General features: G+C 61.2%; 23 protein-coding genes. 13 read left to right on the top strand and 10 right to left on the bottom strand.

Annotation, left to right across the window (positions count from 1 at the left end; all coding sequences use genetic code 11):
* Window positions 1–34: 34 nt before the first annotated feature.
* The 8 genes from CLG96_RS07920 to CLG96_RS07885 are packed head-to-tail and all read right to left on the bottom strand — an operon-like array spanning window position 35 to window position 7,689.
* A complete protein-coding gene (locus CLG96_RS07920) occupies window positions 35–1,717 on the bottom strand; it encodes a GMC family oxidoreductase (protein ID WP_107967347.1) in 1,683 nt (560 codons plus the stop codon).
* 26 nt (window positions 1,718–1,743) lie between these two features.
* Window positions 1,744–2,589 carry a sugar phosphate isomerase/epimerase family protein gene (locus CLG96_RS07915; RefSeq protein ID WP_107967346.1) on the bottom strand — a complete coding sequence of 282 codons (846 nt, stop codon included), beginning with the start codon at window positions 2,587–2,589 and terminating at the stop codon, window positions 1,744–1,746.
* The gene (locus tag CLG96_RS07910) at window positions 2,586–3,155 is read right to left on the bottom strand and encodes a gluconate 2-dehydrogenase subunit 3 family protein (RefSeq protein ID WP_107967345.1); all 570 of its coding nucleotides are present in this window, start codon (window positions 3,153–3,155) and stop codon (window positions 2,586–2,588) included. Before CLG96_RS07910 ends, CLG96_RS07915 begins: the two co-directional genes overlap by 4 nt.
* On the bottom strand, window positions 3,152–3,985 hold the full coding sequence (locus tag CLG96_RS07905; protein WP_107967344.1) for a 3-keto-disaccharide hydrolase: 834 nt from the start codon (window positions 3,983–3,985) through the stop codon (window positions 3,152–3,154). The genes CLG96_RS07910 and CLG96_RS07905 overlap by 4 nt, the downstream gene beginning before the upstream one ends.
* Window positions 3,986–3,999: 14 nt before the next feature.
* On the bottom strand, window positions 4,000–4,914 hold the full coding sequence (locus tag CLG96_RS07900) for a hydroxypyruvate isomerase family protein (RefSeq protein ID WP_107967343.1): 915 nt from the start codon (window positions 4,912–4,914) through the stop codon (window positions 4,000–4,002).
* A complete protein-coding gene (locus CLG96_RS07895) occupies window positions 4,911–6,215 on the bottom strand; it encodes an MFS transporter (RefSeq protein ID WP_107967342.1) in 1,305 nt (434 codons plus the stop codon). Before CLG96_RS07895 ends, CLG96_RS07900 begins: the two co-directional genes overlap by 4 nt.
* A gap of 59 nt (window positions 6,216–6,274) precedes the next feature.
* Window positions 6,275–7,318: a sugar phosphate isomerase/epimerase family protein gene (locus tag CLG96_RS07890; protein ID WP_207796637.1), complete on the bottom strand. Its 1,044-nt coding sequence runs from the start codon at window positions 7,316–7,318 to the stop codon at window positions 6,275–6,277.
* A 17-nt stretch (window positions 7,319–7,335) separates the two neighbouring features.
* The gene (locus tag CLG96_RS07885; protein WP_107967340.1) at window positions 7,336–7,689 is read right to left on the bottom strand and encodes a c-type cytochrome; all 354 of its coding nucleotides are present in this window, start codon (window positions 7,687–7,689) and stop codon (window positions 7,336–7,338) included.
* 137 nt (window positions 7,690–7,826) lie between these two features.
* On the opposite strand from CLG96_RS07885, the gene CLG96_RS07880 reads away from it, so the two are divergent.
* The 13 genes from CLG96_RS07880 (at window position 7,827) to CLG96_RS07815 (ending at window position 22,932) form a co-directional block, all read left to right on the top strand.
* Complete coding sequence (locus tag CLG96_RS07880) at window positions 7,827–8,996, top strand: Gfo/Idh/MocA family protein (RefSeq protein ID WP_107967339.1); 1,170 nt, start codon at window positions 7,827–7,829, stop codon at window positions 8,994–8,996.
* Between the two features lie 662 nt (window positions 8,997–9,658).
* The gene (locus CLG96_RS07870; protein WP_107967337.1) at window positions 9,659–10,417 is read left to right on the top strand and encodes an AraC family transcriptional regulator; all 759 of its coding nucleotides are present in this window, start codon (window positions 9,659–9,661) and stop codon (window positions 10,415–10,417) included.
* 190 nt (window positions 10,418–10,607) lie between these two features.
* Window positions 10,608–11,897 carry a 4-aminobutyrate--2-oxoglutarate transaminase gene (gene gabT / locus CLG96_RS07865; RefSeq protein ID WP_107967336.1) on the top strand — a complete coding sequence of 430 codons (1,290 nt, stop codon included), beginning with the start codon at window positions 10,608–10,610 and terminating at the stop codon, window positions 11,895–11,897.
* Window positions 11,891–13,369, top strand: coding sequence for an NAD-dependent succinate-semialdehyde dehydrogenase (locus CLG96_RS07860; protein ID WP_107967335.1), 1,479 nt, complete (start codon window positions 11,891–11,893; stop codon window positions 13,367–13,369). Before gabT ends, CLG96_RS07860 begins: the two co-directional genes overlap by 7 nt.
* A gap of 25 nt (window positions 13,370–13,394) precedes the next feature.
* Window positions 13,395–14,789 carry an amino acid permease gene (locus CLG96_RS07855; protein ID WP_107967403.1) on the top strand — a complete coding sequence of 465 codons (1,395 nt, stop codon included), beginning with the start codon at window positions 13,395–13,397 and terminating at the stop codon, window positions 14,787–14,789.
* Between the two features lie 226 nt (window positions 14,790–15,015).
* Window positions 15,016–16,725: an amidohydrolase gene (locus CLG96_RS07850; RefSeq protein WP_107967402.1), complete on the top strand. Its 1,710-nt coding sequence runs from the start codon at window positions 15,016–15,018 to the stop codon at window positions 16,723–16,725.
* Window positions 16,726–16,950: 225 nt separating this feature from the next.
* Window positions 16,951–18,072, top strand: a complete 1,122-nt coding sequence (locus CLG96_RS07845) for an amine dehydrogenase large subunit (protein WP_107967334.1) — start codon at window positions 16,951–16,953, stop codon at window positions 18,070–18,072.
* On the top strand, window positions 18,069–18,623 hold the full coding sequence (locus CLG96_RS07840; protein ID WP_107967333.1) for a MauE/DoxX family redox-associated membrane protein: 555 nt from the start codon (window positions 18,069–18,071) through the stop codon (window positions 18,621–18,623). The genes CLG96_RS07845 and CLG96_RS07840 overlap by 4 nt, the downstream gene beginning before the upstream one ends.
* Window positions 18,616–19,260: a thioredoxin-like domain-containing protein gene (locus tag CLG96_RS07835; protein WP_107967401.1), complete on the top strand. Its 645-nt coding sequence runs from the start codon at window positions 18,616–18,618 to the stop codon at window positions 19,258–19,260. Before CLG96_RS07840 ends, CLG96_RS07835 begins: the two co-directional genes overlap by 8 nt.
* The gene (gene mauA / locus CLG96_RS07830; RefSeq protein ID WP_107967332.1) at window positions 19,260–19,802 is read left to right on the top strand and encodes a methylamine dehydrogenase (amicyanin) small subunit; all 543 of its coding nucleotides are present in this window, start codon (window positions 19,260–19,262) and stop codon (window positions 19,800–19,802) included. The genes CLG96_RS07835 and mauA overlap by 1 nt, the downstream gene beginning before the upstream one ends.
* 10 nt (window positions 19,803–19,812) lie before the next feature.
* Entirely contained in the window at window positions 19,813–20,349 is a 537-nt protein-coding gene (locus tag CLG96_RS07825) for a cytochrome C (protein WP_133175378.1), read from the top strand.
* Window positions 20,346–20,837, top strand: coding sequence for a (2Fe-2S)-binding protein (locus CLG96_RS07820; protein WP_107967330.1), 492 nt, complete (start codon window positions 20,346–20,348; stop codon window positions 20,835–20,837). Before CLG96_RS07825 ends, CLG96_RS07820 begins: the two co-directional genes overlap by 4 nt.
* Entirely contained in the window at window positions 20,809–22,932 is a 2,124-nt protein-coding gene (locus CLG96_RS07815) for a xanthine dehydrogenase family protein molybdopterin-binding subunit (protein WP_107967329.1), read from the top strand. The genes CLG96_RS07820 and CLG96_RS07815 overlap by 29 nt, the downstream gene beginning before the upstream one ends.
* Window positions 22,933–22,982: 50 nt before the next feature.
* Here the strand turns inward: CLG96_RS07815 and CLG96_RS07810 are convergent, their stop codons facing one another.
* Both CLG96_RS07810 and CLG96_RS07805 read right to left on the bottom strand, forming a co-directional pair.
* Window positions 22,983–23,381, bottom strand: coding sequence for a c-type cytochrome (locus CLG96_RS07810; RefSeq protein ID WP_243395689.1), 399 nt, complete (start codon window positions 23,379–23,381; stop codon window positions 22,983–22,985).
* Window positions 23,382–23,553: 172 nt separating this feature from the next.
* A complete protein-coding gene (locus tag CLG96_RS07805; protein ID WP_107967328.1) occupies window positions 23,554–24,537 on the bottom strand; it encodes a LysR substrate-binding domain-containing protein in 984 nt (327 codons plus the stop codon).
* Window positions 24,538–24,580: the final 43 nt, after the last annotated feature.

Genomic DNA, 24,580 nt, shown 5'->3' with positions numbered 1-24,580 from the left:
GCGAGCGGAGAGGTCATGGCATCCCCTTTGCCGATCAGATCATGCCCTCCCTTAGCCCCCTGACTGCATGATCGGCGGCACGCGCGGTCAAGGCCATGAACGTCAGCGAAGGATTGACGCAGGATATGGAAGCCATCTGCGCGCCGTCGGTGACGAACAGGTTGGCTGCGTCATGCGCCTGGCTCCAGCGATTGAGCACCGATGCGCGCGGATCCGTCCCCATACGCGCGCCGCCCATTTCGTGGATGGCGTCGCCGGGCACATGCTCCTTTTCCTCACTCTTGACATTCTGCAGCCCGGCCTTGCGCAGCATCTTTTCGCCCTCCTCGCGCGCGTCGGCCATCATGCGAAGCTCATTGTCGCGGAACGTGACGTTGAACCGCATCAGGGGAACGCCGAAACGATCGACCTTGTCGGGATGGAGCGACACATGATTGTCCTCATAGGGCAGGCATTCGCCAAAGGCCCCGAAGCTGAATTTCCACCCGCCATAGCGCCGCATGCCCTGCTTCATGGATGCGCCGAAACCGACCGGTTCGGCAGGTTCGCGATGGGCGCTGCCCTGATAGCCGTAACCGCGCCTGAAGCCTACCCCGTCGTCCTTGCCGATGTTGCGGAAGCGAGGCACATATACGCCGCCGGGCCGGCGGCCATATTCGATATATTCCTCCATTCCGGGAATATCGCCGCTGATTTCCACGCGCAGGATATGATCCATGACATAACGGCCTAGCGTACCACTCGAATCGAAATGGCTGCGACCGCTGCCCGGCGCACGTGAGTTCATGAGGATTTGCGTCGACGCCATGGCCGACGCGCAGAGAAAGACGAGCCGTGCACTCACCGCCTCCGCCTGGCCCGTTTTGGCGTCGATGAACCGGACGCCCGTGACCCGTCTGGTCCCCGGGTCATAGTCGAGGCCGGTGACCACCGCGTCAGAGCGCAAGGTGAGGCGCCCGGTCGCGCGCGCTGCGGGCAATGTCACAGCCTGAGTCGAGAAATAGGCGCCGAAGGAACAGCCATTGCGGCATTGATTGCGGAACTGGCATTTGGTGCGGTTCTGCTCCGGCTTGTCCTCCGTCATGTTGGACAGACGGGCATGGATCAGCTTGCGACCGGGAAATTCCGTCTCCAGCCGCTGTTTCATCCATTTTTCCGCCACGTTCATCGGCATCGGCGGCTGAAATTCGCTGTCGGGCAAATAGGGCAGATTTTCCCGGGATCCCGACACGCCGGCATATTTTTCGACATAGCCGTACCAAGGTGCCAGGTCGTCATAGCGGATCGGCCAGTCACCGCCGATTCCTTCCCGCTTGTTCGCCTCGAAATCGTCGGGACTCCAGCGAAAGCACCAGCGCCCCCAGATGAGCGACTTGCCCCCTACCGCAGCGGGCCGGATCCAGTAGAATTTGCTACTCTCGTCATAGGCATAGGGGTTCAGCCGATCATTATTGTAGAAAGCCTGGTTGCTGGGCGCTACATAGCCGTGCTTTGCGATGAAATAATCGCTTTCCTCCAGCGGCTTCGGCATGATGTTGCGCGCCGGCACTTCATAGGCGGGCTTGCCGTCATAGGTATAGCCTTCGCCATGCTCCACCATGAAGCCGCGGTCCAGCATCAGGACGCGCAGCCCCTTCTCGGTCAGTTCCTTCGCGGCCCAGCCGCCGCTTATGCCCGAACCGATGACTATTGCGTCGAACCTGTCGGTCGATGCCATGTTGATCCTCTCCTCTTCGATGCAAGTCAGAAGCGCAATGCGCGCAGCGTCTCGAAGCTCTTGCTGATGTCGGCTATGTAGGGAGCGGGCGACTGGTCGTTTTCGACATAGAAATGCCGCACGCCGGCCATCTCGTTCAGCTTGAAGATGCCGGCGAAATCGATCGTTCCGGCTCCCACCGACGTCATGCTGCGATCGGCGCGCATGTCCTTGACATGATAGGAATAGATGCGGCCCGCGAGCCTGCGGATCAGCGCCTGCGGATCCTGCCCCGCATGAATGGCCCAGTAAAGATCGAGCTCGATCTTGACGAGCGCGGGGTCCACCTCCTTGACCAGCCGGTCGAACAGGCTGACGCCGCCGGGTTTGATGGTGAATTCGAAATCGTGATTATGGTAGGCAAAGCCCAGCCCGACCTTTTTCAACTGCTCGGCAAAACGGTTGAAATTGAGCAGCGTGGTTTGCCACGCTTCGGCGGTGCGATGTGCATCGACCATGTAGGGCAGGACGATCGTGTCGGCACCCAGCGTCTTGGCGATATCAACGCAGGCATCGAACCGGTCGATCAGCGCATCATAGCTGAGATGGATCGAGGGGCATTTGAGGCCCAGCCGGTCCATCGTCCGGCGCAGCAGGCGATGGTCCATGGCGTCATATCCCCCGCCGCCATATTCCACCTCACGATAGCCGATCCTGGCGACTTTTTGGAGCGTGCCGACCGGATCGGCCGCGAACATCTCGCGCACAGTGTAGAGTTGGAGGCCGATTGTCTTGATCCGCGCCGCCGCGGCGGTTTCGGCACCAAAGGGCAGCCAGGCCAGTGCCGCGACACCACCGGCACCCGCCATGAAATTGCGACGACCGGTGATCATGCGGAGTAGACTTTGTTGACCTGGGAATAGGGAAAGGCGCCGTTATATTCGCCGGGCACCGGCAAATATTCGCATTCCTGCGTGATGCCTATTTCCGACGTGTAGTAGCCGACTATGACCAGCTGGCGGAATGCTTCGAAGAAATCCTCGCCATGCGGTATCTCCTTGTTCATCGCCAGGGTGAGCAGCGCGTCCTGCTGCTCGGGGGTGGCGCGGCTGGCCGGCAGCTTATAATCGCGCAGGCTGCGCGCCTCGATCGCGTCCAGCCCGGCGACGATCGGCTTACGGTCGTCGGGCGCCGCCCAGTCGGCCAGCAGCTTTTCGATATAGGCTGGCACGCCTGCGGCGATCGCGCCCGGGGTATCGGTCGTGGGAATGATCCGTTCGCTGAGCGCTGTCATCAGCGCATGTTGCGAGGGCGTGAAGACCTGGATGCTCGGCGCGCCCTGGCTGATGACGGGCACCGGACCTGCGGGGAAGACGCCCGCCGCCCTAGCGATCGGGGCGAAAAGCTGCGTTCCGAACATGGCGACCATGCCGGCCAGCGCTGTCCTGCGGCCGATCACTGCCCTGCCCTCCCGAGATCCTGCGCGATGGCTGCTTCGGGAAGCGGGCGGACCCAGATGTTGCGGAACGACACCGGGGAATCATGGTCTTGCAACTGGATCGGAGCCTTGTCGCCATGAGGCTCATATTGCGCGATCTTGCGCCATACCGTGCTGCCCAGCATCGCCTGATGATTCTGCACCAACACGCCGTTCAGCAGGACGGTGACATAGGCAGGTCGCATCAAACTGCCGTCAGCTGCGAAGCGGGGACGTTCAAAAATAATGTCGTAGCTTTGCCATTCACCGGGTCGTCGGGACGGATTGATCAGCGGCGGCTTCCACGCATAGACCGCCCCCACCGTTCCGTCGGCATAAGTCGGGTTTTGGTAGCCATCCAGGATCTGAACCTCGTAGCGCTGCATGAACCAGACGCCGCTGTTGCCCCGGTCCTGCGAACTTTTCTGCGGTGGGGAGGGTGAGCGGAACTCCAGATGCAGCTGGACGTCGCCGAAATCCTGTTTGGTGACGAGGTTGTTCTCGCCGCCGCTTTGGGAGCGGGGCGGAACCGTCAATATGCCCTTCTCGACGATCCACGGCCCCCGCTCGCCCCGCCAGGCGTCGAGCGACGTACCATCGAACAGGATGATGGCGTCGGACGGCGCGCCGCCCGGCTTGGCAGCGGGCGTCACCACGGCAGGCGCCGGGCGGTCCGGATCGTGGACATGCCATGTTCCGCCGGGCAGGATCGGCGTGTCCTTGAAGCCCGGCTTCTCCTGTGCGTTCGCCAGCGTGCCGAAGACGGCAACTATGCCGCTCGCCATCGCCATCCCGATGCGCATGCCTTTCATTCCCCTCGCTCCCCTCAAATCTTGTCTATGGCGCGATAGGCGGCGATCAGGCGGTCCTCGCCCGCGTGCCCATCGAGCGAATTGCCATGTTCCATGCCGATTACGCCCGCGTAGCGGCGCGCTCGCAGCCAGCGAACGATATTTGCGTAGTTGATTTCGCCGGTGCCCGGTTCCTTGCGGCCGGGATTGTCGCCGAACTGGATATAGCCGACTTCCGCCCAGCAAGCGTCGAGCGTCGGGATCAGATTGCCGGACTGAATCTGCTCATGATACAGATCAGCCAATATCTTGATCCCTGGGCTGTCGGCGCCTCGCGCTACGGCATAGCCCTGCGCGATCGACTGCATGAACACGCCGGGGTGATTGGTGCGCGTGTTAAGCGGCTCCATCACCAGCACCAGTCCGTGTGGCGCTACAATGTCGCCCGCGCGGCGCATGAGATCGATGATACGGCCCGTCTGGATGTCCTCCGGTACACGCCTGTCCATGAAGCCGGGCACGATCGTCATATGCTTGGCATTCAGCCGCTTGGCGACTTCGACCGACGTGCGGATGTTGGCAAGGAAAGCCTCGCGCTCCGCATCATCATTGCTTCCCAGAAGAGGGCGGAATTCCGACCATTTGGGCATGCTGGCGACGAACACGCCCATGGTCATGCCACGCTGCGCCAGCGCGCGGGCCATTGCATTCTGCTGTTCGACCGGCCGTTTCCGGGCCTCATTATCTTCCCAGGCACGGAAGCCCTGATCAGCCGCGAAGGCGATCTGGTTGATCAGGTCGCCTCGGCTGGCGAAGCTTCCTTCGTGCGGCGCATAGCCGAGCGAGAAAAAGGCAGCGTTAGAATTTTTCTCTCCGGCAGCGGCCGCGAGAGCGGGCACGGCTGCCGAGGCAAGGCCTGCCGCGATCATTGTCCTGCGTGAGATGGTCATGCAGTACCCTCTGCAAGACGAGCCGCGCGCCGATTGGCTCGCCGTTCGGCTGCCCAGATCAGGCCGAAGACGATCAGCAGGATCAACGGCACCAGCGTCAGCCTGGCAAAGGACTGAGATGCCGCGGCATCTTCAACCTGCCGCAGTGCCGCCCCACTTAGCCGGGTGAAGGCTTCCGGCCCGCCCGCTATTTCCACCTTCGCTTGATCGAACATCTCTCCCAGGCGCGGCAGCACGAAGAAGCTGGCGAGCGCGCCGGCCGACCCGACCAGGCCCAGCGCCCAGGCATCGCCCTTCGGGTAGCGCTCCGCCACAGACGCCAGCATGGTCGGCCACATGGCGCAGACACCCAGTCCCCAGACGGTCGACGCGGCGATGGCAGCGACCGGCGATTGGGCCCGAGACAGGAGGAACAGGCCGATGGCGGCGAAAAGGCTGGAAATCCACAACAGACCCGGGTTGGACAGGCGGCCCGCCAGACGTCCGGCAAAGTGGCGGAACACAAACATCAGCGCGCTGACATAGACCAGCAGCAATATGCCGCGCATGCCGACCCTGTTGGTGAGCGCGACGTCGATCCATTGTCCCGGCGCCAGTTCGGAGGAAGCCGTCAGGAACATGGCACCGAACCAGACGAAGAAACTCGGCCGGCGGAAAACCTCCAGCATCATGTCCTTCGTCCTCCCATCCCGGGCAAGGGCAGGCCGCGCGGGGAAATGGGTGGTTGCGGCGATGGCGACAACGCCCAGAGCAGGCAGGAACACCAGCGCCATGATCGCCTGCCAGGGCAGCATCGAGGCAAGGAAAACCCCGGAAAGGCCGCCGACAATCAGCCCGCCTGGATACCAGGCGTGAAGCACGTTCAGCCGGTGCGTGGTATCTTCCGGATAGAGCCGCGCGGTCAGCGGGTTGATCGATGCTTCGGCAAGGCCCCACCCGATGCCGCTCAGCAACATCCCTAGCCACACAAGGCGGTAAATGGTCATGCCGCTGGCGAGCGCCCCGGCGCCGACGATCAAGGCGGTACCGATGAGGAAACAGAGACCGCAACCCATCAACATTCGGCGCATGCCTATCCGGTCCAGCAGCGCGCTGGTGATGAAGAGCGTGACGGCGAAGCCGAGAAAGGCCGAGCCTAATGCCGCTCCGATCAGTTCCCCCGCCGCAATGGGTGCGATCGGATCGATCCATTCTGCTTTTAGACTGCTCGCCACCGCAGCGCGCAGCGACGCGCTGACCGAGGCCGTGAAAAGCGCGAGAACGCTTAGCCAGAACAGCCTGCGCCGATTAAATTCCGTCATCCCCTCTCCTCTCGCCTCGTCCTGTTCTGTCTTTTTCTGGATCAGGACCCTGCCTTCCCTCAGGTCAGGCCCAGCCAGCGCCGGTTGTCGGCGGGATCGCCGCCCCCTGCGAAATCGTCGAAGGCCCGCTCCGGCTGGCGGATCATGTGCGCCTCGATGAAGGCTGCTCCCTCGCGCGCGCCGTCTTCGGGATGTTTCAGGCAACATTCCCATTCGAGGACGGCCCAGCCACTGTAGCCATATTGAGTGAGGCGCGAGAATATGCCGGTAAAGTCGACCTGACCGTCTCCCAGCGAGCGGAACCGTCCCGGGCGGTCGATCCAGTCCGCGTAACCGCCATACACACCGGCCCGGCCGGTCGGGTTGAGTTCCGCGTCCTTGACGTGAAACATCCTGATCCGCTCGTGATAGATGTCGATGAACTGCAGATAGTCCATCGCCTGCAACATGAAATGACTGGGATCATAGAGGATATTGGCGCGCTTGTGCCCGTCCACCTTGTCCAGAAATCGCTCGAAGGTCAGGCCATCGTGCAGATCTTCACCCGGATGCAGTTCGAAGCAGAGGTCGACGCCTTCCTCCTCGAAAGCATCGAGAATGGGCCGCCAGCGCTTTCCAAGTTCCGCAAAGGCCTCCTCGACCAGCCCCGCAGGACGTTGCGGCCAAGGATAGACGAAGGGCCAGGCGAAGGCTCCGGAAAAGGTCGCATGAGCAGAAAGGCCAAGTCGCCGGCTCGCTTTCGCAGCCAGCTTCAGCTGTTCGACGGCCCACGCTTGCCGCTCGGCGGGCTTTCCACGCAGTTCGACAGGCGCGAATATGTCGAAGGCCTGGTCATAGGCAGGGTGAACCGCGACCAGTTGGCCCTGCAAATGGGTCGACAGCTCGGTGATCTCGACGCCCGCATCCCGGCATCGGCCGATCAGTTCGTCACAATAGCTCTGGCTTTCAGCCGCAAGTGCCAGGTCCATGCAGCGCGCATCCCTGGTGGGTACCTGCACGCCCTTGTAGCCGGCCTCCGCCATCCAGCGGGCGGCATTGCCCAGCGTATCAAAGGGCGCCGTGTCGCCCATGAACTGCGCCAGAAAGATGGCCGGACCGCGCATGGCCTGCCGCCCTACGGTCATTTCGTACTCTTCAGATAAGCGATGATCGCTGCACGTTTGGCCGCGTCGGGCATGGCAATCGGCATCCGGGTTCCAGGCACCTTCTTCATCGGCGCGGCCAGAAATTCGTCCAGCGCCTTTTCATCCCACCGCAGTTTCGTCGCCTTGAGCGCGGACGAATAGTTGAAGCCGGGAAGCGATGCTGCCGGACGGTCCACCACGCCATAAAGATTGGGACCTATACCGTTCTTCCCATCTTTCTGGACATTGTGGCATGCGCGGCAGGCCGCAAAGGCCGGAGGAGCCGCCGGAGCGGTCTGCGCATTAGAGGGCGCGATGGATGCAAGGCTGCCAAATATGGCAGCTACCATCAGGCTCAGGCGATCTACCCTCATCACCCTCGACTCTCCTCTTGTTTTTCTTTGCATGTTATTTACCGGTAAACAGGGTGAGATCAAGGCCAGAGAATAAAAGAGATTTTCAGGCCCCGGCGGACGGAGGATAGCGAATGGCTAAATGGCGAGCATTGCGCCTGGGCATGGCAGGCGGCGGCGAAGGCGCATTCATCGGCGCGATTCACAGAGCTGCGGCGGCGCTGGATGGAGAATGGCAATTGGTCGCGGGCGCGTTCAGCAGTGATAGCGACCGCAATCGCCGTTCGGGCGAGAAATTGGGCATTGAGCCCACTCGCATATATGATTCGCTGGAAGCCATGCTGGAGGGCGAGAAAGCATTACCGCCAGAACAGCGCATCGATGCCGTCGCCATCGTGACCCCCAATCATCTGCATATGCCGATGTCGATCGCCGCGTTGGACGCAGGCTTCCACGTCCTCTGCGAAAAACCCATGGCGCTGAACCTGAAGGAAGCGCAGGCTATCGCGACGGCCGCCGGCAGGGCGGGCACCCACTATGCGCTCGCCTTTACTTACAGCGGCTATCCGATGGTCGAGGAAGCGCGAGCTAGAGTGGCGCGCGGCGATCTTGGAGCAATCCGCTTGGTTCAAGTCGAATATTCGCAAGGCTGGCTGAGCCGCCCGATCGACCGCGACGGCAATAAGCAGGCCGAGTGGCGCACGGATCCCGCCCGCGCGGGGCTTGGCGGATGCCTTGGCGATATCGGCACGCATGCATTTCATCTTGCAGAGCATGTTTCGGGCCTGCGCGTCGAGACATTGTGCGCTGACCTTACCACCCATGTGACGGGCAGGCGGCTTGACGATGATGTCAGCGTATTGCTGCGCTTCACCGGAGGAGCGCGCGGCATTTTGAAGGCGACCCAAGTGGCCGCGGGCGATGAAAACGGCCTGAAATTGCGCATCCATGGCGAACATGGCGGACTGGAATGGGCCCAGATGGAACCCAATACGTTGACGGTACGCTGGCTGGATCGTCCCGCCGAACTGGTTCGTGCCGGCGGCCCCGGCCTCACTGAGGGAACAATTGGCCGATTGCGCACCCCGGCTGGACATCCTGAAGGCTATTTGGAGGCATTCGGCAACATATACAGGGCATTTGCTGCCACTATACGATCAGGCAGGAATGCTGAACTTGTATTGCCAGACAGAACAGACTGGTTCCCCTCAGTCAAAGATGGAATGCGCACGATGGCCTTCGTGGAAAGCGTCATCGCCAATGCGGCGTCTGACGCAAAATGGACGCCACTTCTGAGAGTTTGATCCACTAAGATCAGATCGGCCTTGCTCAGTGGAATGGTTGCATTATCCCTTTATCTCGCCAAATTGGAGGGCCGTAATGTTACAACAGGGACGCTGCATTTCTTTCGGGCTTGTGTAATGGGGCTTTGATCGTCAAGTCCCTCTGAACGATATCTCGTCGCCGGGATCATGCTCCTGTCCGTGGTCAGCACGAGGGCTGCCACACCAGGCCATCAGATCCAAAGCCGGCAGATCAATCTAGGAAGCATGATCTGCCGAAGCAGCCACAGCACTGCACCCGACCTTGCCCTTCGCATCGACGACGCACAGGCTGCTCTCTTTCAGAGACATCGATCCCTGCCTAATGCTCCATGGTTGTTCCTCACAGGATGCTTGGGGCCGATCGCTCGGATCCCGTTTCCAACATCATCATTCTGAGAGACAGCCACCCAATATGGCTACCCTTGAGACACCGGCCCATTACGGCATCTAGAGGACCATATCGCCTCGGCCACAGCACCGCGTGGAGCATGTCCTTCCCCACCACAGCCGCAGGATGTTTCGGCCCTGTCGCGTTCGGGCCGGACTTCTTCGAGAATAGGCCAAGCCGCCCTGATTGCTTTGCCATTCCGCCGATAAGCGCCATCATGCGACAGTTTGGATTAATCTGTTGAGACTGGGCCATGAAACATAGCGGCGATCATGCGCTGGCGAAGCGCCCCGTCATCGGCCTGATCGATGAATATCCTTCGGGGTTCGTCGATCCGATGCATCATCATGAGCGGAGCCAGCTGCTTTACGCTTCTTCCGGCGTAATGTCGGTGGTGGCGGAAACGATGTGCTTCGTCGTGCCGCCACAGCGCGCCGTGTGGCTGCCTGCAGGCGATCGCCATGAACTCTCCTGCCGCGGCCCTGTCTCGTTGCGCACGCTCTATATTGACCCATGCCATGATACGGGCATGCCAGGCTGCTCGGTCATCGAGGTGAGCGATTTCCTGAAGGCACTGATCCTCGAGGTTGTCACCTTCGACCATGACTATGACCTTGCAGGTCGCGAGGGGCGAATTGTGAGCGTTCTGCTCGACGAGATACGGAGAATGCCGAACGCGCCCTATCATGTGCCCATGCCGAACGATCCGAGATTGCTGCGCGTCTGCAATGCAATTCTGGCATCGCCCGCGGACCAGCGCGACATTGATGGCTGGGCGGCACTGGCCAATATGGGCCGGCGGACATTCACACGCGCCTTCAAGCGTGAGACGGGCATGGGCCTTGCCATCTGGCGCCAGCAGGTGCGGCTGATGGAAGCGCTGTCGATGCTCGCTTCGGGCCTGCCGATCACGACCGTTGCCCTTGATGTCGGCTATGAGAGCCCGAGCGCCTTCACCGCGATGTTTCATCGCACGTTCGGCGTTCCACCGAGCCTCTATGCCGTGCGCTGAGCCGCATATTGGCTTAGACATCGAAGCCACGCGCCGAGAGATCGCGAGCGCGCCCGACAAAAGCCAGCATATCGCTATCGGGCGATAGCGCTGCACTGGTGCTTCAAAAGCTCCACCGCAAACCGAATAGGCATCTCCCCCTCCAGCCCTGTCGAGACGCACAGTCGATCAAACAACGGGGTGGGACGAAATGAAATCAAATGCCGAGCTAGCCGTGCGTCATGCTGCGGCTGTCTCGCGGGGGGTGGCTTCCGCGACCAATCTCTATGCAGAGCGCGCCGAAAATTCCGAAATCTGGGATGTCGACGGGAAGCACTATGTGGATTTTGCCGGCGGCATTGCCGTTCTCAACGTCGGCCACAGACATCCGAAAGTCGTTGACGCGGTAACGAGGCAACTGACCAAGTTCACGCATTCGGCGTTTCAGGTGATGCCGTATGAAATATATGTCACACTTGCCGAACGGCTGAACGCGCTGGCGCCGATTGCCGACGAGGTGAAGACTATTTTCTTCACGACGGGAGCCGAGGCGACCGAAAATGCCGTCAAGATCGCCCGTGCCGCCACCGGCCGCTCAGCCGTAATCGCATTTGCCGGCGGATTTCACGGACGAAGCCTTTTTGCCTCGGCACTGACCGGCAAGGTCAAGCCATATAAGGCGCCATTTGGGCCCATGGCGGCCCAGGTGCACCATATCCCCTTCCCCTCGGACGAAGCCGGCATATCGGTGGAGGAAAGCCTGAGGGCCTTGGAATTCCTGTTTCGAGCCGATGTTCTGCCCGAACAGGTTGCGGCCATCGTCATTGAGCCGGTTCAGGGCGAAGGAGGCTTTCACATTGCCCCGCCCGAATTTCTGCGCCACCTTCGGAGCCTGTGCGATCAGCACGGCATCGTCCTCATAGCGGATGAGGTACAGTCGGGTTTTGCCCGAACCGGCAAGATGTTCGCCATCGAGCATAGCGGCATTGAGCCGGACCTTATTGCCATGGCCAAGTCACTCGGGGGCGGCTTTCCGCTGTCGGCTGTCGCCGGCCGGCGCCACCTGCTCGACGCCGTACCGCCTGGTGGCCTCGGCGGAACCTATGGGGGCTCACCGATCGCCTGCGCGGCGGCGCATGCAGTGCTCGACATCATTGAGGAAGAGGCGCTGCTCGCGCGGGCCGATATGCTCGGAAAGCGGATATGCGCGCGATTGGAACTGCTTGCGCGCCGCAATGACATAATTCCCATCGCTTCGATACGGGGCCTGGGCGCCATGGTCGCATTCGACATCGTGCAGGACCGGGCCGGCCGCATGCCTGACGGGGAAGCGGCAAGCGATGTTTGCAGACGCGCCGCCGAGGAAGGGCTGATCCTGCTGTCCTGCGGCGGCAATGGGGAAACGATCAGGATCCTGGTGCCGCTCACTGTCACTGAAGCGGTGCTGGAGACCGGGCTTGACCGACTGGAACGGGCGCTCGGGCTGGATCCAAGATGTTGACGAGCGCCAGCAATAGTCCAGTGCCTCTCGATCGGGCGGATCTGCTGACGGAAGCGGCATATGTTGACGGCAGCTGGATCGGCGGCAACGACCGGATCACCGTGTTCAATCCGGCAAATGGTCGGAGCATCGGCACTATTCCCGATATCGGGGCGCAAGGAGCCGAAACTGCCGTAAGTGCTGCAGAACGCGCCATTCATGGCTGGCGCGCTTTCGATGCTGCCACGCGATCGGCGGTTCTGGGTCGCTGGTATGAGGCCGTCATGGCGCATGAAGGCGATCTGGCGACGCTTATGGTTGCCGAGCAGGGCAAGCCGATGGCGGAAGCCATTGGCGAGATACGCTATGCCGCAGCTTATATTCGCTGGTTCGCCGAGGAAGCGCGCCGCGTCTATGGCGATTTGATCCCGGGCCCGTCAGCCAGCAAGCGGCTTGCCATGATGCGCCAACCGGTGGGTGTCGTTTCCGCGATCACCCCCTGGAACTTCCCGCTCGCGATGATAACGCGCAAGGCCGCGCCGGCGCTCGCGGCCGGCTGCACCATGGTCCTCAAGCCTTCGGAATTGACTCCATTCAGCGCATTGGCGCTCGCGCGCCTTGCTGATGAAGCGGGAGTTCCACCGGGTGTGTTCAACGTCGTCACCGGCCGTCCCGAGGAGATCGGCAGGATCCTGACGGATGATCCGCGCGTGCGTAAGTTCAGTTTCACGGGTTCAACGGCTGTGGGCACGATGCTGGCAGCGCGCTGCATGGCCACTGCAAAGAGGGTTTCCCTTGAGCTTGGCGGCAATGCGCCATTCATCGTCTTCGAGGATGCCGATATCGAAGCGGCAATGAAGGGGCTGGTCGCGTCAAAATTTCGGAACAGCGGCCAGACCTGCGTCTGCGCCAACCGGATCTACGTCCAGCGCGGGATTTACGCGGATTTCGCCGAGCGGTTAGCCGAAAGGGTTTCCCGGCTGAAGCCAGGCGACGGCATGATCGAGACGAGCGACCAGGGCCCCCTGATCGATGATCGCGCCATAGCGAAAGTGGAACGGCACATAGCCGACGCCGTCAGCCATGGCGCTTCTATAATCGTGGGAGGCATTAAGGCCGCGAGCGAGGGACATTTCTTCCAGCCCACAGTCTTGATCGACGTGTCGCCGGCTTCTCTGCTGTGTCGGGAAGAGACCTTTGGCCCAGTCGCGGGACTGGTGCCCTTTGATGGCGAGGCCGACGTTATCGCGCTGGCCAATGACAGCCCGGCCGGCCTTGCTGCTTATGTCTATACGCGGGACCATGACCGCGTGTGGCGCATAACCGAGGCGCTCGAATATGGCATGGTCGGCGTGAACACAGGCCTCATTTCGACCGAAGTGGCGCCGTTCGGCGGCATCAAACAATCCGGATTGGGCCGCGAAGGGTCGCGATACGGGATGGACGAATATTTGGAAATGAAGCTGGTGTGCCATGACATCGCACCCCGCTGAAAACGGCCTGGCTTGCCAGGAAAACATGCCAGCCTCCGCCCCCGAGGCGAAACTCGGAGCGAGCCTTCGCAATCGCCATGTCACCATGATCGCGATCGGCGGCATAATCGGCGCCGGCCTGTTTGTGGGCAGCAGCACCGCAATCGCCAATACGGGCCCGGCTGTCGTGATCAGCTATTTCCTGGCCGGGCTGCTTATCCTGCTCATCATGCGCATGCTGGGAGAGATGGCCGCGAGTTGGCCCGGCACTCGCGCGTTCACCGACTTCATCCGGATCGGCTTGGGGGATCGAGGCGGGTTCGTCAGCGGCTGGCTATATTGGTATTTCTGGGTCGTGGTCGTGGCGGTCGAGGCAATCGCAGGTGCCGTCATTCTGAAACAATGGCTGCCCTTCGAAGTGTGGCAGATCGGCATCGCGCTGTTGGGCATCATGACCGTTGCCAACCTATTCTCTGCCCGATCCTATGGCGAATTCGAATTCTGGCTATCGTCCATGAAGGTCGCCGCGATCCTGTTATTCATTGCCTTGGCCAGTCTTTATGCAGTTGGCGTCACCACGCCGGTCGACCGCGCATTGACCAATCTGACCGCTCATGGCGGGTTTGCGCCTGCGGGGCTCGGAACGGTGCTGGCAACTGTGACGACCGTCATCTTCGCTCTATGTGGTGCAGAAATCGCTACCATAGCAGCCGCCGAGGCGATGGAGCCGGAACGGACCATAGCCAGGCTCACCGCCAGCGTGGCCGTCCGCATCCTCCTTTTTTACATGCTCTCGATCGGCTTGATCGTTGCGATCGTCCCATGGACGCAGATCATTCCCGGCTATTCGCCCTTTGCGACCGCGCTCGACCATATCGGCATCCCCTATGCGGCAACAATCATGAATGTCGTGGTGCTTGTAGCCGTCCTCTCCTGCCTCAATTCGGGCCTGTACGTGACGTCGCGCATCTTGTTCACGCTTGCCGCACGCGGAGATGCGCCCCGCTGGCTGGTCGCCGTCAATGGCCGGCGGGTTCCAGTCCGTGCAACGCTGATCGCAAGCCTTTTCGGATATGTGGCGCTGGCAGCATCCTTCCTCTCGCCCGAGCTGGTGTTCAGCTTTCTCGTGAATGCGTCCGGCGCGATCATGCTGATCATTTATGTGATGGTGGCCGTCGCTCATATCCGTATGCGGCGGCATCTGCAGCGCACGGCCCCCGAGCGTCTGACCGCGCGCATGTGGCTGTTCCCCTGGCTCAGCTATATCACGATCGCCGGGATGCTGGCGGTGCTCGCAGCGATGCTGCTCTACCCCGATCTGCGGGTCCAGCTACTGGCCAGCCTGCTTGTTGCCGGATTGGTTTATGGCGCAGCGCGATTGAAGCACCCCGCTACATCCGGATCGCTGCCGTTATTGCATGGTCCACTACCGAGCTGCTGAGCCAAGCCTGGCCAGAGACCCATATAAATACACGCTCCATGATGAATAATGTTTCAAAAACAAAATACCCACGTTCGCAGGAGGCCATAATTACTAACAAGGCCAAAATTCATTAAATGCTTTTTCATGACAGACAGTGACCGGCAGAGTCACAGACAGTAACGCGTTCGACAATTCGGCTCAACCACCGCCACTGATGTTCATCCTTGAACGTTGGAGACTTGACATGTCCCGATCGAGCGCCTGGATCCTGGCTGCTACGCTGATATTTGGCATCCCCGCCCCCGCTTTCGCCGAACGCGTGGACATGCTCTTGTTCAATGGCAAGGTCCTTACCGTTGACCAGAATTTTTCGGTGCAGTCGGCCGTAGCCGTTAAGGACGGGCGCATCATTGCCGTCGGCGGGCCTGAAATCGCCAAGCGGTTCGAGGCGCATAAGCGGATCGATCTCAAGGGGCGAACGCTCATGCCCGGTTTTATCGATACGCATTTGCACGTCATCGGTTCATCGAAACGGGATATCAAGGCCGCCGAAGCGCGCTCCATCGAGGAGTTGAAGGCGATGGTCGCGGCAAAGGCGCGGGAACTTGGACCGGGAGAGTGGATCGCCGGCTATGGGTGGGACGAAGCCTTGATGAAGGAGCACCGCAACCCGACACGAGCGGACCTCGACTCGGCAGCACCCGACAACCCCGTCATTTTGCTGCGAGCCGGCGCCCATAGCTCGGTCGCCAATAGCGAGGCGTTTCGAAGAGCGAATATCGGGCCGCAGACCCCGAATCCCGAAGGGGGACTGATAGAACGCGACGCAAAGAACGTGCCTTCGGGCATCATCCGGGAGCGCAGCGACCTCATAACCCGGCTTGTGCCGCGAGGCACACCCGAAGAAATGCGTCCAAGCTATATTGCGGCGCTCAAGGGTTTCCTGACCTTCGGAATAACGAGCTTTATGGAAGCTCATAGCAGCATAGATGACGAGCCGGTGGGAAAAGGCGGCATAGCCGGTACTGCCCGGCGGCATAGCTTCAAGCAGTTCAAGTCCATCTATGATGAGATGGGGCAAGATCTGCCGCGCGCCACCCTGTACATCAGCTATCCGGGTGCCGAGCGCCTGAAGGCATTCCCCTACAGGACCGGCTTTGGCGACGATCGGCTGAAACTGGGGCCCATCGGCGAGAACCCTTATGATGGCGGCTTCACGGGCCCCACCGCCCTGACGAAAGAAGATTATAAGGGCCAGCCAGGTTTTCGGGGCGCAACCGACATGGACGTTGCGCAGTTGCGTGAGATGATAGCAACATCGGCCGCTCTCGGATGGCAGCTCGGCATTCATGCTATCGGAGATGCCGCAATCGAGACCGTGGCACAGATTTACCGCGACACCCTGCTTCAAGGGCCCAAGGCTGATCATCGCTGGTTTCTGTCGCATTTTACGATGATTCCGTCGGCGGAAACAATGAACATGATGGCGCGTGACGGCATCTGGGCAGCGGCGCAGCCCAATTTCCTGTACAATCTTGCCGGTCGCTATCGCGCGACCCTCGACGGCTATCGCCTGGACCACATCAATCCCTTGGCGTCTGTCCAGCAGCATAAGGTCAGGGTCGCCCTCGGGAGTGACAATCTTCCTGTAGGGCCGATGGTCGGCATTTACGCAGCCACGACCCGCAAAGTGCCCGATGGCTCGATGATTGGAGTTGAAGAAGCCATATCCCGCCAAGAGGCAATTCGCCTGTACACGCGCGAAGCAGCCTATCTCTCATGGGATGAGGATAAGAAGGGTTCGATAGAGCCGGGGAAGCTCGCAGACATGATTGTCCTTGATCATGATCCCCTCACTGTGCCCGACGAGGATCTGCTGAAGACGAAGGTCGATCTCACGATAATCGGGGGCCGCATCGTCTATGACCGCGCCGCCGCATCGGGGCAGCCCTGATCGAAAAAAGCGGCATCGGCCTGCTACGCGCACGAGTTGGGATTGAGCCCAAATGGTGCCCTGCAGGCTACGGCAGGGGGAAAATAAGCTCCTGCCGAGGGGGCATTCCATCAAGATAGTCGACAATATGACAAACATCGCGTTGAAGCTTGCCTCAGCGTTGATCACGGCCGAGCGGGGATAATCTTGCCGAAAAACCTCTCATCCCTCCTGCGTCGCGCGACGATGCTTGCCGCCGTCATTTCTCCGGTGACGTTGCAGGCGGAGTCCGTTGTTCCGCAGATCGAAGAGAGCGATGTTGCAACCTTGCCGCCGCTATCCCCCCATATGCTGTTGTTGACCGGTGACGGATCGATCAAGGGCACGCGCATCATTGACGGCGACAGCGGAAAGATACTCGGCACCATTCACACCCAGGATCTGACCAATGTCCGGATCGCGCCCGATGGTGCTTTCTTCTATGTTGCGGAAACGATCTGGACCCGCGGAAACCGCGGCGTGCGCCAGGACCTGCTCACCATCTACGATGCCCGAACGCTCAAGATCGTGGATGAAATCGATCTGCCCGGCCGGCTACTTGTCGGCAATCGCCGGCAGACTTTCGAAATCAGCGCCGACGGGCGCCATGCCTTCATCTATAATATGGACCCTGCGTCATCGGTGATCGTCGTCGACCTTGCCCGACGCAAGGTTGCAAGGACGATCGAGATCCCCGGCTGCGCATTGGTGTTCGCAGGAGCAGCGGCCACGATTTCTTCGCTATGTGGCGACGGCACACTCTCGACAATAGGCATCGATGCACGGCAGAGCCAGGATCTCACGCCGGCCCAGCCCTTCTTTTCGGCTGAGGATGATCCGATCTTCGACAACAGCATCGCCGATCCGAAAAGCGGCAAGGCGATTTTCCTGAGCTATTCGGGCCTGGTCTATACGGCAACGCTGGCGCCCGGACAGGGGGTGGACGCACCATGGTCCCTTCAGCAGGCCGCCGGCATGTCGCCGGCCTCGACCAGGCCGTTGGAGGTTTCCTGGCTTCCTGGCGGACGTCAGCTCATCGCCTATCACCGCGCCACGGGAACGCTTTACGTGCTGATGCACATGGGCGAATTCTGGTCGCACAAGGAGGACGGGAAAGAAATCTGGGTCGTCGATGTCGCAAATCGGAAGGTCTTACGGCGGCATCGATTGGCGGAACCCGTCTCCCATATCCAGGTCAGCCAGGATGATGCACCGCTGCTGTTCCTCAATATCGAGAACAAGCTCGTCATCGTCGATGCCAAGACTTTCGAGGAGAAGAAAAGCTTGGACAATGTCGGCAACGGGATGATGATGGTGCCGGGCGAATGATCGGGATTGCCCTCGCACAGTTGGGAATGGCGGGCCAGGTCTTCGTCGGCCTGGTCTTCCTCGTCGCTTCCTGGTCCAAATTGCGCGACATGGCAGGCTTTGAAGGCAATGTTTCCGCCTATGGGCTGCTGCCGGCCCGCCTGGTGCCGATGGCGGCACGCATGCTCGCTTTTGTGGAGCTGCTCATCGGCCTGTTGCTGCTGTCCGGCATGGAAGCCGCTTGGCATCAAGCCGCCGCAATGGCTCTGTTGCTTGCCTTCGCCATGGCCATGGCGATCAACATCGGCCGGGGGCGCAGGATGATCGGCTGCGGTTGCCAGCTGAGCACGGCAAGCGTGCCGCTTGGCTGGCATCTTGTCGCACGCAATGTCGCCCTGAGCCTTCTGCTGGCCTGTTCCTTCGCCGGCCCCGCTCCCAACCACTGGCTCATTGTCAGTAACGCGATCATGGCAGGCATTCTGCTTTTCCTGCTCTATGTTCTTCATGAGGTCATGCTCGGTTGGCGACGATCGAGATTATATGCGCAGCCAAGCGGATCCGGTGATGACTGAAGCCCTCCTCGTTTCGCAGATCCTCATCTGGATCATCCTTGCCGGGATTCTCGTCGCCCTGGTGGCCATCGCGCGGCAGACAGGCCTGCTGATCGAACGCGTGGCCCCCGTGGGCGCGCTCGCGACGTCGAACGGCCCGCAAGCCGGAGCCCCGGCCCCCAGGCTCGCGCTCGTCACGATGGACGGTCATCCGATCGTGCTTGGCGGCGATCTGCCGCCTGGCGAACGGCGCCTGCTCTTCTTCGTCTCGCCGCAATGCCCGGTCTGCAAGAAGCTGATCCCGATCGTGCGCAGCTTTGCCCGCCGCGAACATCTGCACCTTATTTTCGCGAGCGATGGGACCGACGCCGCATTGCGCGCCATGATCAATGCATTCGCGATCGCGGACCATCCCTTCATCAACAGCGCGAAGCTTGGAATGGCCTATGGGATCGACAAGCTGCCGCATGCGGTGCTCCTCGACGACAGGGGCGTGATCCTTTCGCGGGGCCTGGTCAATTCGCGCGAGCATCTGGAAAGCCTGGTCGTCGCCGATGAGCTGGGTATCGCGTCGGTGCAGGATTATCTGGCGGGTCGATTGAACGGCGAACGGCCAATGGCTGGCGCGGTGGCGTCGCGACATGGAGACAATGGCTGATGGACAAGATCCGGACGGATGCGTTGAGCGAACGTCTGCTGCGGAGCCTGGCGGGTCGCACCTCGCGGCGCGGCATGCTCGCCCGGCTGGGCGCCGCGCTCGTGGCCGCCCCGGCATTTCCCCTGCTTCCGGTCAGCCGCGCCGAAGCTGCGAAGGACAGGACGGCGCAAGGATTGACCGATTTCGCGCGGCACGCGCAGAGCAAGGACGATACAAATTGCGATTATTGGCGCTATTGCGCGATTGATGGATCATTGTGCAGCTGCTGCGGAGGCGGACTGCATACCTGCCCGCCCGGAACCGAGCCTTCACCGACATCCTGGGTCGGAACCTGCATAAACCCCGACGATGGGGTTGCCTATCTGATCGCCTATCGCGACTGTTGCGGCACCGCCATGTGCGGACAGTGCGGCTGCGACAATACCGATCGCGAATCCCAGATTTACCGCCCACAGGCGAATAACGACATCTATTGGTGCTTCGGGACGGCGAGCATGGAATATCATTGCTCCACGGCGGTTCTGGTCGGGGTCGCGCAATAGCATGGCCGATATGCCGCCCTTTGTAGCCATCGTGGCGGCAATGGCGGTCGCCAGCAGTTTCATCCTCGCGATCCAGGCAAGGGCCGCCGTCACGCCACTGAGCGAGGCCCAATCGGACTATGTCGAATATTGCGCCGGCTGCCATGGCATGCAGGGCAGTTCGGCTCCGTCGCGCGTTCCTGAACTGCGCGACCGCGTCGGCCATTTCCTTTGCACGCGCGAGGGCCGCGCCTATCTGATCCGGCTTCCCAATGTGGCGCATGCGCCGATCCGAGATGATGCCCAGCTCGCAAGATTGATGAACTTCGTCGTGTTTGCGCTCGGGGGAAAGAGCGCGCCGTCCGATGCCCTGCCCTATTCCGGATCGGAAGTCGCAGCGATGCGAAAGAACGCGCTCAAGCAAACCGCGCTGGTCAACCTGCGCAGACGGATCGTCGCGGATCTCGTCCGTCGATGCGGCGCCCCACCCGATCTTCACGGCTTCTCCGCGGGAGCCCCTTTTACGGGCGAAGCGGGCGCGACAAGATCGGTCCAGAGCAAGCGATGAAGTTCGACCTCGACGTGAATGGCAGAACTCGATCGGTCGAGGCCGAAGAGGATGCGCCGCTTTTATGGGTCTTGCGCGAAGATCTCGGGCTGACCGGCACCAAATTCGGTTGCGGCCTCGGCCAGTGCGGGGCTTGCACCGTCCATCTCGATGGGAACGCGATCCGATCGTGCATAACCCCCGTGTCGAGCGTCGGCGTCGGCAGGATCGAGACGATCGAGCAGATGACGGCGGACGCGGTCGGAAAGCATGTACAACGGGCTTGGCTCCAACTGGGCGTCGTCCAGTGCGGATATTGCCAGAGCGGGCAGATCATGAGCGCAACCGCGCTCCTGCGCGAGAACAAGGCGCCACAGGATGCCGAGATCGATGCGGCCATGAGCGGGAATATCTGCCGCTGTGGAACCTATCAGCGGATCCGTGCCGCCATCCATGCCGCTGCCGAGATGGTGAAAGCCGATGCCGGAAGCCCTGTTTCCAACGGTTGACCGACGCGCCTTCCTCAAAGGCGGCACCGGCCTGCTGTTTGCGATTGGCTTCGCCGACGGCGCGATCGTCCACGCAGCCGAAGCTCCGGCGCATTTCGAGCCAAGCGCCTTCATACGCCTCAGCCCCGATGGCACCGTCACATTGACGATGACCCAGGTCGAGATGGGCCAGGGCGCGCAAACAGGCCTGGCCATGATCATCGCCGAGGAGCTCGATGTCGATCTGGATCAGGTCCAGATCGAGCAGGCAATGGCCGACGAGGCGCGCTATGGGCCGCAGATGACGGGCGGTTCGACGTCGATCCGCGAAGGCTGGAAGCCGATGCGCACGGCGGGTGCCACGGCACGCGCCATGCTGGTTTCCGCAGCCGCCGCGCGCTGGAAGGTCGACGCCACCCGATGCTCCACCCATGCCGGCGCTGTGATCCACTCATTGACGGAGGCCAGGATCGCTTATGGCGAGCTCGTCGCCGACGCCGCCAAATTGCCCATACCCACGGACGTCCCCCTGAAGGATCCGGGGACATTCCGCCTGATCGGCCATGCCATTCCGCGTATCGAGGGTTCGGACAAGGTCAGCGGCCGGGCTCAATTCGGCATCGACGTCGCAATGCCGGGATGCAAGATAGCGACTGTCGCCGCCTGTCCGGTGTTCGGCGGCACGCTCGCATCCGTGGACGAAACCGCCGCGCTTGCCATGCCGGGCGTCAGCCAGGTCATTCGGCTACGCAATGCCGTTGCCGTGATCACAAATGGCATGGCGAGCGCGCGCAAGGGAATGGATGCCCTCAAGATCCAATGGAATGAGGCCCCCCACGCGGAGCTTAGCAGCGCGAAGATCTTCGCCGATCTCGATGCCGCCACCACCAAGCCGGGCGTTATCGCGCGCCGGGCAGGTCGGTCGATCGAAGGCGCGCCCGGCACACGGATCGAAGCGCTCTACCGCCAGCCCTTTCTGGCGCATACGCCGATCGAGCCGATGAACTGCACCGTCCATGTAACCGACAGCGAATGCAGGATATGGACGGGCACGCAAAGCGCGACCGAAGCCCGCAAGGCCGTGGCCCGGCAGTTGGGCATCGCGCTCGAAAAGGTTGCGATCCATATATATCTGATGGGAGGCGGCTTCGGGCGGCGCCTTGAGTTCGACGGCATTCAGCAGGCGGTAGAGATCGGCCGGCATGTCGACGGGCCCGTCCAGATCATCTGGACGCGCGAGGAAGACATTCAGCATGACATGTACCGTCCCGCCTATGCCGATCGGATCGCGGCAACGCTCGGCGCTGATGGCAAGCCGGCGACCTGGCATCACAGGATTGCGGGCTCCTCGATCATCGCACGCCTCTATCCCAAGGCATATCAGGGCGTGGACTTCGATGCCGTGGAATGTGCGGCGGAGCCGGCTTATGACCTTGCCAATATTCAGGTCGAATTTGCCCGCGTGGAAAGCGGCGTTCCCACATCATGGTGGCGTGGCGTAGGGCCAACCCGTAGCCTGTTCGTGGTCGAGAGCTTCATCGACGAACTCGCGCATGCGGCAGGCATGGATCCCGTCGACTACAGGCGATCGCTGATTTCCGACCCAAGATTGAAAGTCGTGCTCGAAACGGCGGCGAAGGAGGCGCGCTGGGGCGCCCGCCTTTCCAGGCACCACGCCCAGGGCATTGCGCTAATGAGGGCGTTTGGCAGCTATGCGGCGATGGTGGCCGAGATTTCGATGGAAGAGGGAAAGGCCGTACGGCTGCGGCGCGTGACGGTCGCGATCGACTGCGGCGTGCCGATCAACCCGGATATGATACGCGCGCAGATGGAGGGCGGCGTCGTGTTTGGCGCGAGCGCGGCGCTGGCAGGCGAGATCACGGTCCAGAAGGGCCGTGTGGAGCAAGCCAGCTTTGCCGACTATCCCGCGCTTCGCATAAGCGAGGCGCCGATCGTCGAGACTCATATCATTGCGGGCGGCGACGCGCCCGGCGGCGTCGGCGAAGTCGGCACGGCGGGGATCGCCCCGGCAATCGCGAATGCGATCTTTGCGGCGACCGGCAAGCGGATTCGCCAATTGCCGATCAACGGGCAAATGAAAGTCTGGACGGGCTGAGGCCTAAACGCGCATGCATAAGGCCCCAAACCCGCCCGGAAATATGGCTATTATGGCGTCGACAGATAGTCGATGAGCGCCGCGCGCTGATTTGCGTCTCGCACGGTCACGGTCATCCGCGTTCCTGGCACAGCCTTGAACGGCCCGCTGAGAAACCGATCGAGCTCGTCACGGCTCCATGGCTTGGCATAAGCCTTGAGCGCGGGCGAATAGGCAAAATTCGCGACCGAGCCGGCGTTCCGCCCGACAACGCCCGCAAGATTTGGCCCCATGCCCGAGCGGGCTCCCACGGTCTTGCTATGGCAGACGCCGCATTGCCGCTTGAACAGCGTGGCGCCGTCGGATGCCTGGCCTATTGCCACGGAGGCCGGAAACGGCACTGCCAGCGCCCCGAGCATGCTGCAGAAGATTTTGGTGAATAAGGGATAGCGCATAAACAAAGCCCCCATTGAATTGCCTTATCAAACCTATCCGCTCTCCATCGAACGGAGGACTTACTTGCAGATATCTAGCACGGGAGAGGTCAAAGCGGCAGCGATTGGTGCCGACTAGAGCATGTAGTGATTAGCTGTAATCACTACATGCTCCAATTCTCCTTTGTTTCCCGCACTTTCCGAGCCGTCAGCCGATTCCGCCTGACTTGAAAATGCCCTCGGCACCATCATGGTTCGGAACATCGCGGCCGGATTGCGCATCCGCAATCTCGGTGCGGATCCAACGGCGAAACCGTGCAAAGGCAGGAATATTCCAGCGATCCTCGCGCGCAACGAGCGCATAGCCGCCGAAGCGTACCGGCTTGAAGTCGGCATCCTTGGGCCGGACGACGACCAGCCTTCCCTTTTTCAGATCATCCCCCAACAGCATATGGTTGGTCAAAGTGATCCCCTGCCCCTGACGGGCGGCGTTGAGTGTGAGATGCGCCTGCCATAATCGCGTGCCGGCAAGCTGCCTTTCGGTCGTCACGCCTTGCTGCGCGAACCAGTTCAGCCATTCGAGATCATTTTCCTCGTGGAGCAGCGGACAGCGCAGCAGGTCTTCCGCTCTATTGATTTGCGGCAGCCGCAAAAGGCATTCGGGACTGGCGACCGGGAAAACAACCGGACGCGCGAATTCAAGCCGCCGCACCGATTTGGGAAGCGCGTCCTCCTCCCAGGAACGCAGATAGCGTATATCGCAATCGACTTCCTTCGATCGGAAATCGGGACTGTTGTCCGCCGGCCTGAAATCGACATCGATATCGGGATTGGCCGACATGAACAGGTTGAGCCTGTCTGCCATCCAGAGCGCTGCAAAGCCGGGAATGCACCATATCCGCAGCTTCAGCTCTCCGCTTCTCATCAGCTTGCCCGTGGCCGAGACGATGGCACCGAGCGCTTCGCCAATCTGCTGGTGATAGGCCTCGCCTTTTTCGGTCAGCCGGTAGCTGCGCCCATCACGCATGACGAGCGGAACGCCAACCCAGATTTCGAGCGCGCGGATGTGACGGCCGATAACGGCATGATCTATCTCGAGCTCCCGACCTGCGGGGCGTAGTCCGCCCAATCGTCCCACTGCTTCGAACGCCTTGAGTGCAGCGAGTGGCGGGAGGAGCTTATGATCGGCCAACTAATATCACCTATAGAATGGAAGCACATAGTCCCAAGGTCTT

The organism is Sphingomonas oleivorans, assembly GCF_003050615.1.
GTDB classification, from domain to species: domain Bacteria; phylum Pseudomonadota; class Alphaproteobacteria; order Sphingomonadales; family Sphingomonadaceae; genus Sphingomonas_H; species Sphingomonas_H oleivorans.
Note: the sequence above shows the minus strand (reverse complement) of the source record. Positions and strands in the feature narration are given on the sequence as shown.